We start from the raw sequence: 12,533 nt of genomic DNA, 5'->3' as shown, positions 1-12,533 counted from the left end.
AACCAGATGGTTGTATTGTCTGGCCCGGTATGAGTTGGTTAAACCTCATCAGCCGCACCCGTTTGCGTTGATCTGCTCATTCTCGCGCCGAGTCGATTCATGAATTCGCAATCAGCTGCTTAACGTCAGGGATCGTCAAATGGAGTTGATCACATGAACGGCATAGGCCTGCGACTCAGGCAGGAACGCACCAGACTGAAGCTGTCACAGAGCGCATTGGGAGCGATCGGTGGCGTCGAGACGAACGCTCAGGGCAATTACGAGAACGGCACTCGATCGCCCAAGGCCGATTATCTGCTTCGCATTGCGCAAGCCGGTGTCGACCTCAACTACGTCCTGAGCGGCAACCGATCTTCTGCGGACGTCATGAATACGGCGGCTGTGATTGATCCTGAGGGGAAGCCGGACGTCTATCCGCATCTGACCAAAGTCACCCACCAGCTGCACCGTAACCTCTATGGCCTCATCGACGCCTCGTTGCAACTGACGCAACTCATTGAGGTGCGCAACCACGACGCCCGGTTTAACGAGGCCAAAGTGCAGCTGGAGACGATACGGGTTGAAGCGCAGTCGCTGGCCCAGGCGACGATGAAGTTGATCTTCGAGACCTCGAAGCTGGTGTAAGGCGGCTTCGTAGCAGGCTTGCGCTGTGTGGGGAGGGCCTCTCCCTACACAACGCACGCCTGGAAACTCCGAATCAGCGACGCTTCAACCGGTCGATGATCACCGCCAGCAGCAGGATCGTGCCGCGAATCACGTATTGGTAGAAGGTGTCGATGTTCTTCAGGTTCATGGCGTTCTCGATAATCGCCAGAATCAGCACCCCGGCGATGACATGGCGAATCATGCCGATGCCGCCACTGAGGGAAACCCCGCCCAGTACGCACGCGGAAATCACCGTCAGCTCGAAACCCTGGCCGATCATTGGCTGACCCGAGGTCATGCGCGAGGCCAGCACCACACCGGCCAGCGCGCCAATCAAGCCGTGCACGGCGAAGATGATGATCTTGGTCCGATCAACGTGGACGCCTGCCAGCAGCGCCGCTTCCTGGTTGCCGCCGATGGCCAGCGTGTTGCGGCCGTAGGTGGTGTAGTTCAGTAGCCAGCCGAAGAATATAAAGCAGACGATGGTGATCAGAATCGGCACCGGCACACCGAACAGCTGACCGTTACCGAACACGAAGAAGGCCTCGTCGCCCACGCCCACGGCTTTACCGTTGGAGAAGATATAGGCCAGCCCCCGCACGATCTGCATGGTCGCCAGGGTGGTGATCAACGCATTGATGCGCAACTTCGCGATGACGATGCCGTTGATCAGCCCGACCAGCAAACCCATGGCCAGAGCAGCCGATACGCCGAGAAACACGCTGTCGGTGTCGCGAATGACGATCCCGGCAATGACCCCGGAGCATGCCAGCACCGAACCGACCGACAGGTCGAAATGCCCGGACGCCAGGCAGTAGAGCATGGTGCAGGCGGCGATGCCGACCGTGGAGATCGCCAGGCCCAGGCCGCGCATGTTCAGCGGCGACATGAAGTTGTCGATCAGCAGCGCACAGAGCACAAAAATGCCCAGGGCGGCCATGAGCATGGCCCAGTCGTCGACGAATCGACGCAAGTTCATGCCTTGGCGGGGAGCCGTCAGGCTGGATTCGGTAGACATACGCACCTCGTTCTTATTTTTCATAGCCAGTTTTCATAGCCAGGTTCAACCGCGCGTACGCGGCAATGCCAGTTGCAGAAGACGCTGTTCATTAGCCTCTTCCCGGGACAATTCGCCGGTGATGGCGCCTTCACTCATGACCAGAATGCGATCGGAAATGCCCATCACCTCCATCAGGTCGCTGGACACCACGATGACCGCGATGCCATCGGCGGCCAGGTTATGGATGATCTGATAGATCTCGGATTTCGCGCCGATGTCGATGCCGCGGGTGGGCTCGTCCAGCAGCAGCACCTTCATTGGCATCGACAGCCAGCGGCCCAGAATGGCCTTCTGCTGATTGCCACCCGACAGGAACAGCATCTGCTGCTCGGGCGAAGGCGTCTTGACGTTCATTGATTTGATCTGGTGCCGGGCGTTGTCCCGCTCCCAGCGCCCCTGGATCAGGCAACCCAGGCTGAGGTGCCGAGGCCGCGCGCCGATGTTGATGTTCTCCGCGACACTGGAGAGCGGCACGATGCCTTCTTTCTTGCGGTCTTCCGGGCACAGCAGAATGCCGGCGTCGATGGCGTCACGGGGTGAACGCAGGTTCAGCGGCTTGCCTTCCAGCTGCAAGGTCCCGGCCTGACTGCGCGTGAGCCCCGACAGCATGCGAAACATCTCGGTCCGACCGGCACCGACCAGGCCGAAAAAGCCGAGAATCTCGCCCTTCTCCACGGCAAAACTGGCGGGCTCCTGCAAGCCCGGACCCATCAGGCCGGTCACCCGCAGGCTCGGCCCCTGGTGCTGACGCGGCCGATAGTTATAGATGTCCTGAATATCGCGCCCGACCATGCAGGTCACCAGGCGGTCATGGTCCAGATCGGCCATGTCCTCGAAGGTGCGCACGAAGCGGCCGTCTTTGAACACGGTGACGGCGTCGCAGACGCGGAAGATTTCTTCCATCCGGTGGGAAACGTAAAGAATGACCCGGCCTTCATCACGCAGCCGGGTGATGATCGCCATCAGACGATCGATCTCCCGCGCCGACAGGCTGCTGGTGGGTTCGTCGAACGCGATGACGTGGGCATTGCGCGACATGGCCTTGGCGATTTCCACCAGTTGCCGTTGACCCAGGGACAGATCACCCAGGCGCGTGTTCGGGTCGATCTCGTCGGCCAGGCCTTTGAGCAGTTCCCGCGCGCGGCGGACCATCGCCCGACGGTTGATCATGCCCCAGCGATTGGGCATGTGACCAAGCAGCAGGTTTTCCGCCACCGACATTTCCGGGACCAGATGCAGTTCCTGGTGAATCACCGCCACGCCGGCCGCGATGCTGTCGGCAGTGGATTTGAACGCCAGGTGCTGATCGCCGATCTGCAGATCGCCGCTGTTGGGTTGGTAGGAGCCGCCGAGAATCTTCAGCAGCGTCGATTTACCCGCGCCGTTCTCGCCCATCAGCGCGTGAACGCTGCCTGGCCGAGCTTCGAAATTGATGTCCGACAGCGCCTTCACGCCGGGGAAGGTTTTAGCGATCCCGTTGAAGCGCAGGCTGCCGCCGTGCTGGATCTGTTGCTGAACCGATGCCTGTTGCATGAACCACCTCCACCCCGCCCCACCCTTGTCGGGTGGAGCGAGGCCTCGCAGATATCCGCCTGATTGCCAGGCGTCCCGACTCGACTGCCGCGCTTACTTGTACAAACCGAGCGGGGTCAGCACGTCCTTGAAGTTGCCGCGATGAATCAGGGTCACGTCATCCATGGCGGTGTATTTAGGCGGTTCTTTGCCGGTGGTGACCCACTCGTACACCATCAGCGCCGTGTTATAGCCCTCTTTGTCAGGGCTTGGCAGCATCGACCCGTAGAAGCCGCTTTCCTTCTTCTTCAGTTCATCGATGGCGTCAGTGCCATTGATACCGATGCCGATCACGTTGGCCGGTGCGAAACCTGCCCCCGCCGTGGCCCGCACGCCACCCAGAACGGTGTTGTCGTTCATGCCGCCGACAATGAGGTTTTTCGCCCCGCTTGGAAGCTTGGGCAGGGCAGCGCCGGTGGAATCCATGCTGCCCGGCACATCGAGGGTCTTCTGTGGTGCGAAGAGGATGTGATCCTCAGGCAGCCCGGCTTTCTTCAACGCATCCACCGAACCGTCGGTGCGCTTCTTGCCGGTGTCCAGCTCGTTGTAGGTGTTGATGATCGCGTAGGTTTCTTTCCAGTCCCACTTGCGATTCTTCGCTTCGTCGGCCATGGCGGCGCCCTGTTTCTGGCCGACTTCGAACGCGGCCATGCCCAGGTACGGCACGTCTTCCATGAACTTGCCTTTGGCATCGACGAAACGGTCATCGACGGCCATGACTTTCAAGCCGTTGGCCTTGGCTTTGGCGACGATGGACGGGCCGAGGGAAACATCAGGCGGGCAGATGACAAACCCTTTGGCGCCGTTGGCGGCGAGGCTGTCGATGGCAGAGAGTGTTTTTTCACCGTCGGGAACGGCGATTTTGATGACTTCGAAACCGTGTTCTTTACCGGCCTTTTCGGCGAACTGCCATTCGGTCTGGAACCAGGGCTCTTCAGCCTGCTTGACCAGAAAACCAATCTTGACCTTTTCGGCGTCGGCGGCGGATGCACCGGCGCTCATGCCCAGAATGGCGGTGGCAACAGCAGCACAGCACAGGGAACGAATCCCGTGGCGACTCAACATAGCTAACTCCTTATTTTTATTGACTAGCTACAGCGTTCAGCAGTGAGTGTCGGGGCGGCATACAGCTGGAAACAGTGCAGGCCGCTCGACTGAAAACAGTCATATCATATTATCAATGAAGCCTATGTAACCGAGTGTCACACCCCTTGAGCACAGGGTTTGGATCATCCCGCGAAGCGGTGTGAGGCCATGCCCTTGACGCCGATTTCCATCTGAATCACAGACCCGTCCAGCTCCAGTGCGCCCTCCGCAGGCCGCGCGCTGGTCACAAATAAAGTGGTCATGTCGGGCCCGCCGAACACGCAGCTGGTCGGGTGACTGACCGGCAGTTCGACGATCCGGTCAACGCTGCCATCGGGGGCAAAGCGGATCAGGCAACCGCCATCCCAGCGGGCGTTCCAGACAAACCCGTCTTCGTCCATCGCCGAGCCATCGGGTGCGCCGCGAGCATGCTCATGGGCCCAGACTTCCCGCTCGCCGAGGGAATGATCATCGTTGATCGGGTAGCGATAGATCACGCCGTCCAGGGTGTCGGCGGTCAGCACCGCTGAACCGTTTTCCGGCCAGACCAGGGTGTTGACGATGCCCTGACCTTGGACCAAAGGAGCGACCGAGCCATCGCTGTCGACGCGGTAAAGCCCGCCCGAGCGACGCTCGATAGGCAAGTCGTTGCCCTGCTCGTCCAGGTTGTTCTGCATCGTCCCCAGCCACAGTCTGCCGTGCCGGTCGCAACGGGCTTCATTGGAACGGTTGCCCGGCACCGGGTCGGCTGCGCACAGCAGAGAAACAACGGGCTGATGGAACGGGGAATCAAGGTCGAGACGATGGACGCCGCTGGCGAGGGTGACCAGTGCATCACCTTGCGTGGTGGGGATGAAGGCCGAAACCGGCTCGCTGAATTGCCAGTGGGACAGCGTGCCTGCATGCAGGCGCAACGCACGGAAGCCGGCGATATCGACCCAGTACAACGCCTGCTGGGCATGATCCCAGAACGGCCCTTCGGCCAATTTGAAACGCTGGTCACAGACCGGCAGCCACTTCATGAACAATTTCCTGCTTATTATTGTAGGTCCGTGAGCCACTCAAAAAGCTCACCTGTCGAACGTCAAACTGGCCTGTTCAAGACTCGCGCGCCAGCGGTTGTTCCCGTGAACGCGCAATCACTTCACCCGCGTTTTCAATCAGGCTCATGCAAGCCCAGACACCCCGCGCCGAATCCCGGTTGGCGATGGCATCCGCCAGATCCTTATGCAGCGGCAAGGTTCTGCCGAGCTCTCCGGGCACCCCCGACGACACTTCGAACGAGATCGCCAGCAAGGCACCCAGTGCCGGCAACATCTGCTCGATGAACTGGTTATGACTCGCCGCCAGCACCGCTTCATGGAAACGTTGGTCCGCAGCGTTGTAATCACTCGGGTCCGCGACGCTGGCTGCAAGCCGCGCATAGGCCGCGTGAATCCCGGCAATCTGCTCCGGTGTCGCCCTTTCGCAGGCCCAACGCACCGCCATCGGTTCTATGGCGCGCCTCAAATCCAGCAGGTCCAGCACAAAACTTTGGGGCAGGCCTTTGGCCGCCAACCAGCCCACCACTTGTGGGTCGAACAGATTCCAGCTGCGTACCGGCATGACCCGCGTACCCACTTTGGGCCCGACCTCCAGCAACCCTTTGGCCACCAGTGTTTTGATGGCTTCGCGAATCACCGTACGGCTGACCCCGAATTCTTCACCCAATGCCGCTTCAACCTTCAGCGACTGGCCCGGCGTTACATTGCCTTGAGCAATCCAGGCTCCCAGACGGTCTACCGTCGACGCGTGAAAACTGCTGCTCATTGATCCGCCCCTGTCTGCGTTGTGTTCCGCAAATCGAGGCTAATGATCATACGATTAGGAGTCAAACGCCTGTACAGACGGCCAATCCTGGGCTAGACCTTCCCGGGTCGTAACCGACACGGCCTTTCGCCAAATAGTATTACAATTTATTTTTAAAGCGAGTGCTTTTGATCTATAACTCGAAATATCAGGGCCGACCGGCTCAAATAGTATGACCAATCAGCCGTAGCTGCGCCTTCTTCGGTGGCGACGGGCCGCAGCATCCTGAGCAACAAGGATGCTGCCCTGAGCGGTACCCGCGACAACGTCCACAGCAACATGCTCATAACTACCTCCCATAAGAAGAAAGGATCAACGCAATGAGAAAGACGCTCATACCTGCCCTAGGCCTGTCGCTGATGGCCGCCGCCCTGCAAGTGCACGCCGCCGGACTGACCACCGAACACGGTGCGTTCGGCAAACTCGCCGATGGCACCCCGGTCGAGAAATACACCCTGCGCAACAGCCAGGGCATGCAGGCGACCGTGATCACTTACGGCGGCACGCTGCAGTCGCTGCTGGTACCGGACAAGCACGGCAAGGCTGAGGACGTGGTCCTGGGCTTCGATGACGTGGACGGCTACGTCAAAGGCACCGCGTTTTTCGGCGCCACCATCGGCCGCTTCGGCAATCGCCTGGCCGGCGGCAAGTTCTCCCTGGATGGCAAGAGCTATCAGGTGCCGCTGAACGACAAGACCAATTCCCTGCATGGCGGCCCGAAAGGCTTCGACAAGCAGATCTGGAAGGCAGAAGAGGTCAAGGACAAAGGCTCGGTCGGGGTCAAGCTGACCTATGTCTCCGTCGATGGCGAGATGGGTTTCCCCGGGACATTGAAAACCGAAGTCACCTACAGCCTGAACGACAAGAACGAGTTGCGCATTCAGTACCACGCCACAACTGACAAGCCGACCGTGCTCAACCTTACCAACCACAGCTACTTCAACCTGGCCGGCGCTGGCAACGGTGACATCCTCGACCAGGTGGCCGTGGTGCACGCAGCACGCTATACGCCGGTGAACGAGACGCTGATCCCGACGGGTGAGCTGGCGCCTGTGGCGGGCACACCGCTGGACTTCCTCAAGCCTGTCGCCTTCGGCAAGCGCATCCGTGAAGACAACGTGCAGCTCAAGTTCGCCGAAGCCACGCAGGGCGGCTACGACCACAACTGGGTGCTCGACACCAAGGGCAAGCTGTCGAATCTGGCAGCGGACGTGGTCGATCCGAAGTCCGGTCGCCGTTTGCAGCTATTCACCACCGAGCCTGGCGTTCAGCTGTACACAGGCAACTTCCTCGACGGCACCGTCAAAGGCAAAGGCGGCAAGATCTACCCGCACTGGGGCGCATTCACCCTGGAAACCCAGCACTACCCGGACTCGCCCAATCAGCCAGCCTTCCCTTCCACTCGCCTGGACCCGGGCAAGTCTTACACTCAGACCACTGTGTTCAAATTCCTGAACAAGTAACCATTTGAGTGTAAAAAAGGTGCGGCAGGACGGCTTTCATCGTCGTCCCCGCCGCATCGCGTCCTGCTTCATGCCGCCATGGCGCCGCTGAAACCGCTCAACACCGGGGGTTTGCCATCCATTTGTGAGGGTGGCCGACGGTTCGCTCACCGTTCTGTACTAAAGCTAACCGTTTGGCTTAGAACGGTAATTTCGAGTGAATTTTCCCGGCGGTGACGACTCAGTTACAAAGAGAGTGACTGATAGGGAGGTTTGCAAGCGTGGCACAGTACAAGCATTTCAGAATCGATTATCTGCTGCACGGCAGTTACAAAAGCTTTTACATCAGCGCCGAAGCCATGGACAACGCGTCGGCCTGGCACTGGGCCTCGGTGGATGCCGGGTTCGGTCAGATTCCAAAATACCGCTCGGACCGAGTCCCTAAAGTGACCAAGCCAAAAGCCGAGCAACTGGGTTTGACCGATGTTGAGTGGGCCGAGTCCTGATCAGCTGATCAGGACTTCTTACCCGCTAACCTGTTCGCTTAACCACCTGATTGCTCCCTACGGGAATCTGCCTTGGCAGGGCGTCATTGTCGTCGTCCTGCCGGGCATACCGTCGGCCCATCCCTCCCCCGCGTTAACCCGCTCAGTCCAAGCCTGATCCGAAGAGAATTCTGACGATTAACTCGCCCCATCGACGCCATTAGCAAACCTGATCATTAAACGACCATTGCAGCTAAAGCCTTGCAACTACAGGCTTACAGAAACTTATCCACAGAGATATTCACGCTTTCCGTGGACAACTTTTTCAACGAAATGGCGTTGACTTTATTGCCCTCTCCAGCGTAGCCAGCTTTCTAAAAAAGAGCCTGTCCATCCCGACGACAGCCTGCTTCAAGCGGCGCTGAGCACCCTTGCCAGTGTGGCCTTGACCTTGCCAATCCCGTCGTGCAGCGCCTGCTCGATTTCCGCCATCGTAATGACCGCTGCCGACTTGCCGGCGGCCGGATTCACCACCAGCGCCAGGCAGGCGTATTCCAGTTCGAGCTCACGGGCCAGGGCCGCTTCCGGCATGCCGGTCATGCCGACGATGTCACAGCCGTCGCGCTCCAGACGCGCGATCTCGGCCACGGATTCCAGGCGCGGGCCCTGGGTGCAGGCGTACACGCCGAAGTCGCTATGGGCGCACCCTTCAGCGGCCAGTGCTGCAATCAGTCGAGCCCGCAGTGGCGCGCTGTAGGGGAAACTGAAATCGATGTGGGTCACGTGCTCCAGGTCATCGGCAAAGAACGTATGTTCGCGACCGCTGGTGTAGTCCACCAGATCATGGGGCACGCAGAAATGGCCGGTGCCCATGTCGGGATGAATCCCGCCGACGGCGTTGACCGCCAGAATCGCCTCGGCCCCGGCCTGCTTCAGGGCCCAGATGTTGGCGCGGTAGTTGACCTTGTGCGGCGGAAAGCGGTGCGGGTGCCCGTGACGCGCCAGAAACATCACCTCGCGGCCGGCGTATTCGCCCAGATGGATATCGCCCGACGGCGTGCCGTACGGGGTATTCACTGACAGGGACTGACGAATCGTCAGCCCGTCAAGCTGGGTCAGGCCGGTGCCGCCGATAATTGCGTAAACAGTCATGGGGATTCCTTATTCGATCAGTTGAGCAGCGCGCAGGGCACTCAGCGCCGCCAGCCAGCTGGGGTGCTGCCGGTATTCGGTGGACGCCATGCCCTGGCCGCGCATTCTGTGAAGTCGCGCCGCAGGAGGCGAGACTTTCATGCGCTGCGCCGCGCTCAACGCGAGCTCAGCCGCCGCCCGGTCGTTGCAGACCAATCCCATGTCACAGCCTGCGCCAAGCGCTGCCTCGATGCGGCTGGCAGCATCACCGACAACATGGGCGCCGGCCATCGACAGGTCATCGCTGAAGATCACGCCATCGAAGCCCAGCTCGCCACGCAGGATGTCCTGCAGCCAGCGGCGGGAAAAGCCCGCCGGTTGCGAATCGACCTGGGGATAGATCACGTGGGCAGGCATGACTGCGGCCAGGTGTTTGCTCAAGCGCTGAAAGGGCACCAGGTCATTGGCGCGGATGGTTTCCAGACTGCGCTCGTCATGGGGGATGGCCACGTGAGAGTCAGCCTCGGCCCAGCCATGCCCGGGAAAATGCTTGCCCGTGGCGGCCATGCCCGCCGCGTTCATGCCACGGATAAAAGCGCCCGCCAGCATGGCAGCCCGCTCGGGGTCGCCTTCGAATGACCGGGTGCCGACCACCGCACTGCGTTGATAGTCCAGATCCAGCACCGGCGCAAAGCTGAGGTCCAGCCCCACCGCCAGCACTTCGGTTGCCATCAGCCAGCCGCAATGCTCGGCGAGGCTGTCGGCATCCGGATGAGCCGCAATGGCGCGCATCGGCGGCAGTCGCACAAACCCCTGGCGCAAGCGCTGCACCCGTCCGCCCTCTTGATCGACAGCGAGCAGCAATTCGGGACGAATGGCACGAATGGACGCGCAGAGTTCACGGACCTGCCGTGGACTTTCGATGTTGCGCGCGAAAATGATCAGGCCGCCCACTTCGGGCTGACGCAGAAACTGACGGTCTTCGGAGGTCAGCCAGGTACCGGCGACATCAACCATCAGGGAGCCTTGCAGGCCAGAACTCATAGGAAGATCCTTCAACTACCAATGCTCAGGCCGGCATGGTGAGGGATCGAAGGATGTGATGCAAATTCCGCCATCGCCAGCCAGTGGCGGGCCTCAGACCTTGGCAGGCATCGGCGTCGAGGTTTTGATCCGGGGGCGCAGTTGCGCGGTGAGCATGGCGTTGTCGGTGACGCCCGATTCAGCGCGCATACCGGCCGCCAGGAACGGCACCATGAGGCGCATGACCTGCTCGATGGACGTGTTGACGCCGAAATCGGTCTCGGCAATGGCCCGCAGTGCTTTGATACCGGACATGCTGAACGCGGCAGCGCCCAGCATGAAGTGGACCCGCCAGAACAGCTCGATGGGGGGAATGCGCGGTGCGGCTTCATTGACCAGCAGCATGTAACGACGGAACACCTTGCCGTACATGTCTTCGAGGTAACGGCGCAAGTGACCCTGGCTCTGACTGAACGCGAGGCCCAGCAGGCGCATGAAGATGGACAGGTCGTTGTTGCTGCGCGGCTGAACCACCAGCGCTTGTTCGACGAGGATTTCCAGCAACTCTTCAAGGGTGGGTTTGTGTTCAGGCTTGGCCTGACGGCGTTCCAGCTCGCGGTCGAGACTGACGCAGAACGGCCCGAGGAAGCGGGAGAATACCGCCTGGATGAGGGCCTTCTTTGAACCGAAGTGGTAGTTCACCGCTGCCAGATTGACTGACGCCTTGCTGGTGATGAGCCGCAACGAGGTTTCGGCAAAACCCTTCTCGGCAAACAGCTGCTCCGCTGCATCGAGAATTCGTTCAACTGTTTCCGACTGAGCCATGGTTCAACGCCTGACAAACACGTGTTTGAAACATACGTTTCATACACGGCACTGTCAACCCTGAGCGTCGCTTTCCGTCCGGTCAGTCACGGGCATTTAACCATACAAACCGGGGCCTGTAGCCATTCATGGCACGGGGTGATTACAGACGTCGCGAAAAGGATCATTGCCAAGACCCAAGCACTGTATATAATCCCAGTCACTGTATAAAAAGCCAGAGCGATGCACATGATCAAACTGACGTCACGCCAAGCCGAGATTCTGGACTTCATCAAGCGCTGCCTGGAAGACAACGGCTACCCGCCGACCCGCGCCGAGATCGCTCAGGAGCTGGGCTTCAAATCGCCCAACGCTGCCGAAGAGCACTTGAAAGCACTCGCGCGCAAAGGCGCCATCGAAATGACCCCGGGCGCTTCCCGCGGTATTCGCATTCCCGGCTTCGAAGCCAAACCCGATGACAGCGGCCTGCCGATCATTGGCCGCGTCGCAGCGGGTGCGCCGATCCTGGCCCAGCAACACATCGAAGAATCCCTCGCCATCAACCCGGCCTTCTTTCACCCGAGTGCAGATTACCTGCTGCGGGTACACGGGATGAGCATGAAAGATGTCGGCATTCTCGACGGCGACCTGCTGGCCGTCCACACCACCCGCGAAGCGCGCAACGGCCAGATCGTAGTGGCGCGAATCGGCGACGAAGTCACGGTCAAACGCTTCAAGCGTGAGGGCAACAAGGTCTGGCTGCTGGCCGAGAACGCCGACTTCGCACCGATCGAAGTGAATCTCAAAGATCAGGATCTTGTCATTGAAGGCTTGAGCGTCGGCGTGATACGTCGATAAGGAGAACGTAGATGCAGCTCCCACAGACACCGCAACAACATGCACAACTGCCACTGTTCGAAGCATTCATGGCGCCCGGCCTGCCCATGCTCGACGTCCCGCTGCTGCAGGTCCCGACGCTGGCAGAGATTGCCGAGTCGCCCTGGAGCAACGAGCCGGAAGTCTTCAGTGAATTGTCTTTGCGCGGCGCTGCCGGGAACTGCCTCAACTTGCTGGCGCCGATTCTGCGTGAGCTGAGCCAGGACACCAATGATCGCTGGCTGACGCTGGTGGCACCGCCTGCCAGTGTGACCCAGGCTTGGCTGCGTGACGCCGGTTTGAATCGGGAACGTATTATTCTGATGCACCCGCGAGGAACCCAGAGTGCGCTGGAACTGACCCGTGAAGTCTTGCGCCTGGGCCGCAGCCATACGGTGGTCAGCTGGATCAATCCGATCTCGGGCAATGCGCGCCAGCAACTGGCAAGCGCAGCACGTATCGGCGACGCGCAGAGCCTCAACATTCGGCTGGGCTGATCACGTCGGCAGCACTATTCAGGGTATTTAGAGCATGTAGGCGCTTCTTGAGGATCGAGAAGCG

The 12,533-nt window shown here is 60.1% G+C and carries 13 protein-coding genes; 5 read left to right on the top strand and 8 right to left on the bottom strand.

From position 1 onward, the window contains the following. Positions 1-153: 153 nt before the first annotated feature. A complete protein-coding gene (locus SLW75_RS07205) occupies positions 154-624 on the top strand; it encodes a helix-turn-helix domain-containing protein (RefSeq protein ID WP_410934027.1) in 471 nt (156 codons plus the stop codon). Between the two features lie 73 nt (positions 625-697). Here the strand turns inward: SLW75_RS07205 and araH are convergent, their stop codons facing one another. From araH to SLW75_RS07180, 5 genes are all read right to left on the bottom strand, one after another. Then, on the bottom strand, positions 698-1,663 hold the full coding sequence (araH, locus tag SLW75_RS07200) for an L-arabinose ABC transporter permease AraH (RefSeq protein ID WP_065988753.1): 966 nt from the start codon (positions 1,661-1,663) through the stop codon (positions 698-700). A 45-nt stretch (positions 1,664-1,708) separates the two neighbouring features. Continuing rightward, positions 1,709-3,238 carry an L-arabinose ABC transporter ATP-binding protein AraG gene (gene araG, locus SLW75_RS07195; RefSeq protein ID WP_065988563.1) on the bottom strand — a complete coding sequence of 510 codons (1,530 nt, stop codon included), beginning with the start codon at positions 3,236-3,238 and terminating at the stop codon, positions 1,709-1,711. Positions 3,239-3,331: 93 nt separating this feature from the next. Further along, the gene (locus tag SLW75_RS07190) at positions 3,332-4,342 is read right to left on the bottom strand and encodes a substrate-binding domain-containing protein (RefSeq protein WP_065988564.1); all 1,011 of its coding nucleotides are present in this window, start codon (positions 4,340-4,342) and stop codon (positions 3,332-3,334) included. Between the two features lie 164 nt (positions 4,343-4,506). Continuing rightward, positions 4,507-5,385 (bottom strand): SMP-30/gluconolactonase/LRE family protein, encoded by an 879-nt coding sequence (locus SLW75_RS07185; protein ID WP_410934026.1) that lies wholly within the window; start codon positions 5,383-5,385, stop codon positions 4,507-4,509. Between the two features lie 76 nt (positions 5,386-5,461). Beyond that, positions 5,462-6,172: a FadR/GntR family transcriptional regulator gene (locus tag SLW75_RS07180; protein ID WP_192130186.1), complete on the bottom strand. Its 711-nt coding sequence runs from the start codon at positions 6,170-6,172 to the stop codon at positions 5,462-5,464. 359 nt (positions 6,173-6,531) lie between these two features. Here SLW75_RS07180 and SLW75_RS07175 point away from each other — a divergent pair, with 359 nt between their 5' ends. Next, positions 6,532-7,674, top strand: coding sequence for an aldose epimerase family protein (locus SLW75_RS07175; RefSeq protein ID WP_065988567.1), 1,143 nt, complete (start codon positions 6,532-6,534; stop codon positions 7,672-7,674). 260 nt (positions 7,675-7,934) lie between these two features. Then, a complete protein-coding gene (locus SLW75_RS07170) occupies positions 7,935-8,159 on the top strand; it encodes a DUF6555 family protein (RefSeq protein ID WP_037011182.1) in 225 nt (74 codons plus the stop codon). Between the two features lie 390 nt (positions 8,160-8,549). On the opposite strand, the gene SLW75_RS07165 is transcribed toward SLW75_RS07170, so the two are convergent. The 3 genes from SLW75_RS07165 to SLW75_RS07155 all read right to left on the bottom strand — a co-directional run bounded on the left by SLW75_RS07165 (position 8,550) and on the right by SLW75_RS07155 (position 11,117). Continuing rightward, positions 8,550-9,290: an S-methyl-5'-thioinosine phosphorylase gene (locus SLW75_RS07165; protein ID WP_065988568.1), complete on the bottom strand. Its 741-nt coding sequence runs from the start codon at positions 9,288-9,290 to the stop codon at positions 8,550-8,552. Positions 9,291-9,299: 9 nt separating this feature from the next. Next, the gene (gene nagZ / locus SLW75_RS07160) at positions 9,300-10,301 is read right to left on the bottom strand and encodes a beta-N-acetylhexosaminidase (protein WP_410934368.1); all 1,002 of its coding nucleotides are present in this window, start codon (positions 10,299-10,301) and stop codon (positions 9,300-9,302) included. Between the two features lie 105 nt (positions 10,302-10,406). Further along, positions 10,407-11,117: a TetR family transcriptional regulator gene (locus SLW75_RS07155; RefSeq protein ID WP_410934025.1), complete on the bottom strand. Its 711-nt coding sequence runs from the start codon at positions 11,115-11,117 to the stop codon at positions 10,407-10,409. Positions 11,118-11,345: 228 nt separating this feature from the next. Between SLW75_RS07155 and lexA the strand changes: the two genes are divergently transcribed. Together lexA and sulA are read left to right on the top strand one after the other, a co-directional pair. Then, on the top strand, positions 11,346-11,954 hold the full coding sequence (gene lexA / locus SLW75_RS07150) for a transcriptional repressor LexA (protein ID WP_065988571.1): 609 nt from the start codon (positions 11,346-11,348) through the stop codon (positions 11,952-11,954). Between the two features lie 11 nt (positions 11,955-11,965). Further along, entirely contained in the window at positions 11,966-12,469 is a 504-nt protein-coding gene (gene sulA / locus SLW75_RS07145; RefSeq protein WP_065988572.1) for an SOS-induced cell division inhibitor SulA, read from the top strand. The last annotated feature ends 64 nt before the right edge of the window (positions 12,470-12,533 follow it).

Origin of the sequence: Pseudomonas sp. W5-01 (assembly GCF_046540435.1) — a bacterium.
GTDB lineage: Bacteria > Pseudomonadota > Gammaproteobacteria > Pseudomonadales > Pseudomonadaceae > Aquipseudomonas > Aquipseudomonas graminis_B.
Note: the sequence above shows the minus strand (reverse complement) of the source record. Positions and strands in the feature narration are given on the sequence as shown.

Coding starts and splice junctions, on each gene's coding strand:
- SLW75_RS07205 (WP_410934027.1), top strand. CDS start 154: ATGAACGGCATAGGCCTGCGACTCAGGCAGGAACGCACCAGACTGAAG.
- araH (WP_065988753.1), bottom strand. CDS start 1,663: ATGTCTACCGAATCCAGCCTGACGGCTCCCCGCCAAGGCATGAACTTG.
- araG (WP_065988563.1), bottom strand. CDS start 3,238: ATGCAACAGGCATCGGTTCAGCAACAGATCCAGCACGGCGGCAGCCTG.
- SLW75_RS07190 (WP_065988564.1), bottom strand. CDS start 4,342: ATGTTGAGTCGCCACGGGATTCGTTCCCTGTGCTGTGCTGCTGTTGCC.
- SLW75_RS07185 (WP_410934026.1), bottom strand. CDS start 5,385: ATGAAGTGGCTGCCGGTCTGTGACCAGCGTTTCAAATTGGCCGAAGGG.
- SLW75_RS07180 (WP_192130186.1), bottom strand. CDS start 6,172: ATGAGCAGCAGTTTTCACGCGTCGACGGTAGACCGTCTGGGAGCCTGG.
- SLW75_RS07175 (WP_065988567.1), top strand. CDS start 6,532: ATGAGAAAGACGCTCATACCTGCCCTAGGCCTGTCGCTGATGGCCGCC.
- SLW75_RS07165 (WP_065988568.1), bottom strand. CDS start 9,290: ATGACTGTTTACGCAATTATCGGCGGCACCGGCCTGACCCAGCTTGAC.
- SLW75_RS07155 (WP_410934025.1), bottom strand. CDS start 11,117: ATGGCTCAGTCGGAAACAGTTGAACGAATTCTCGATGCAGCGGAGCAG.
- lexA (WP_065988571.1), top strand. CDS start 11,346: ATGATCAAACTGACGTCACGCCAAGCCGAGATTCTGGACTTCATCAAG.
- sulA (WP_065988572.1), top strand. CDS start 11,966: ATGCAGCTCCCACAGACACCGCAACAACATGCACAACTGCCACTGTTC.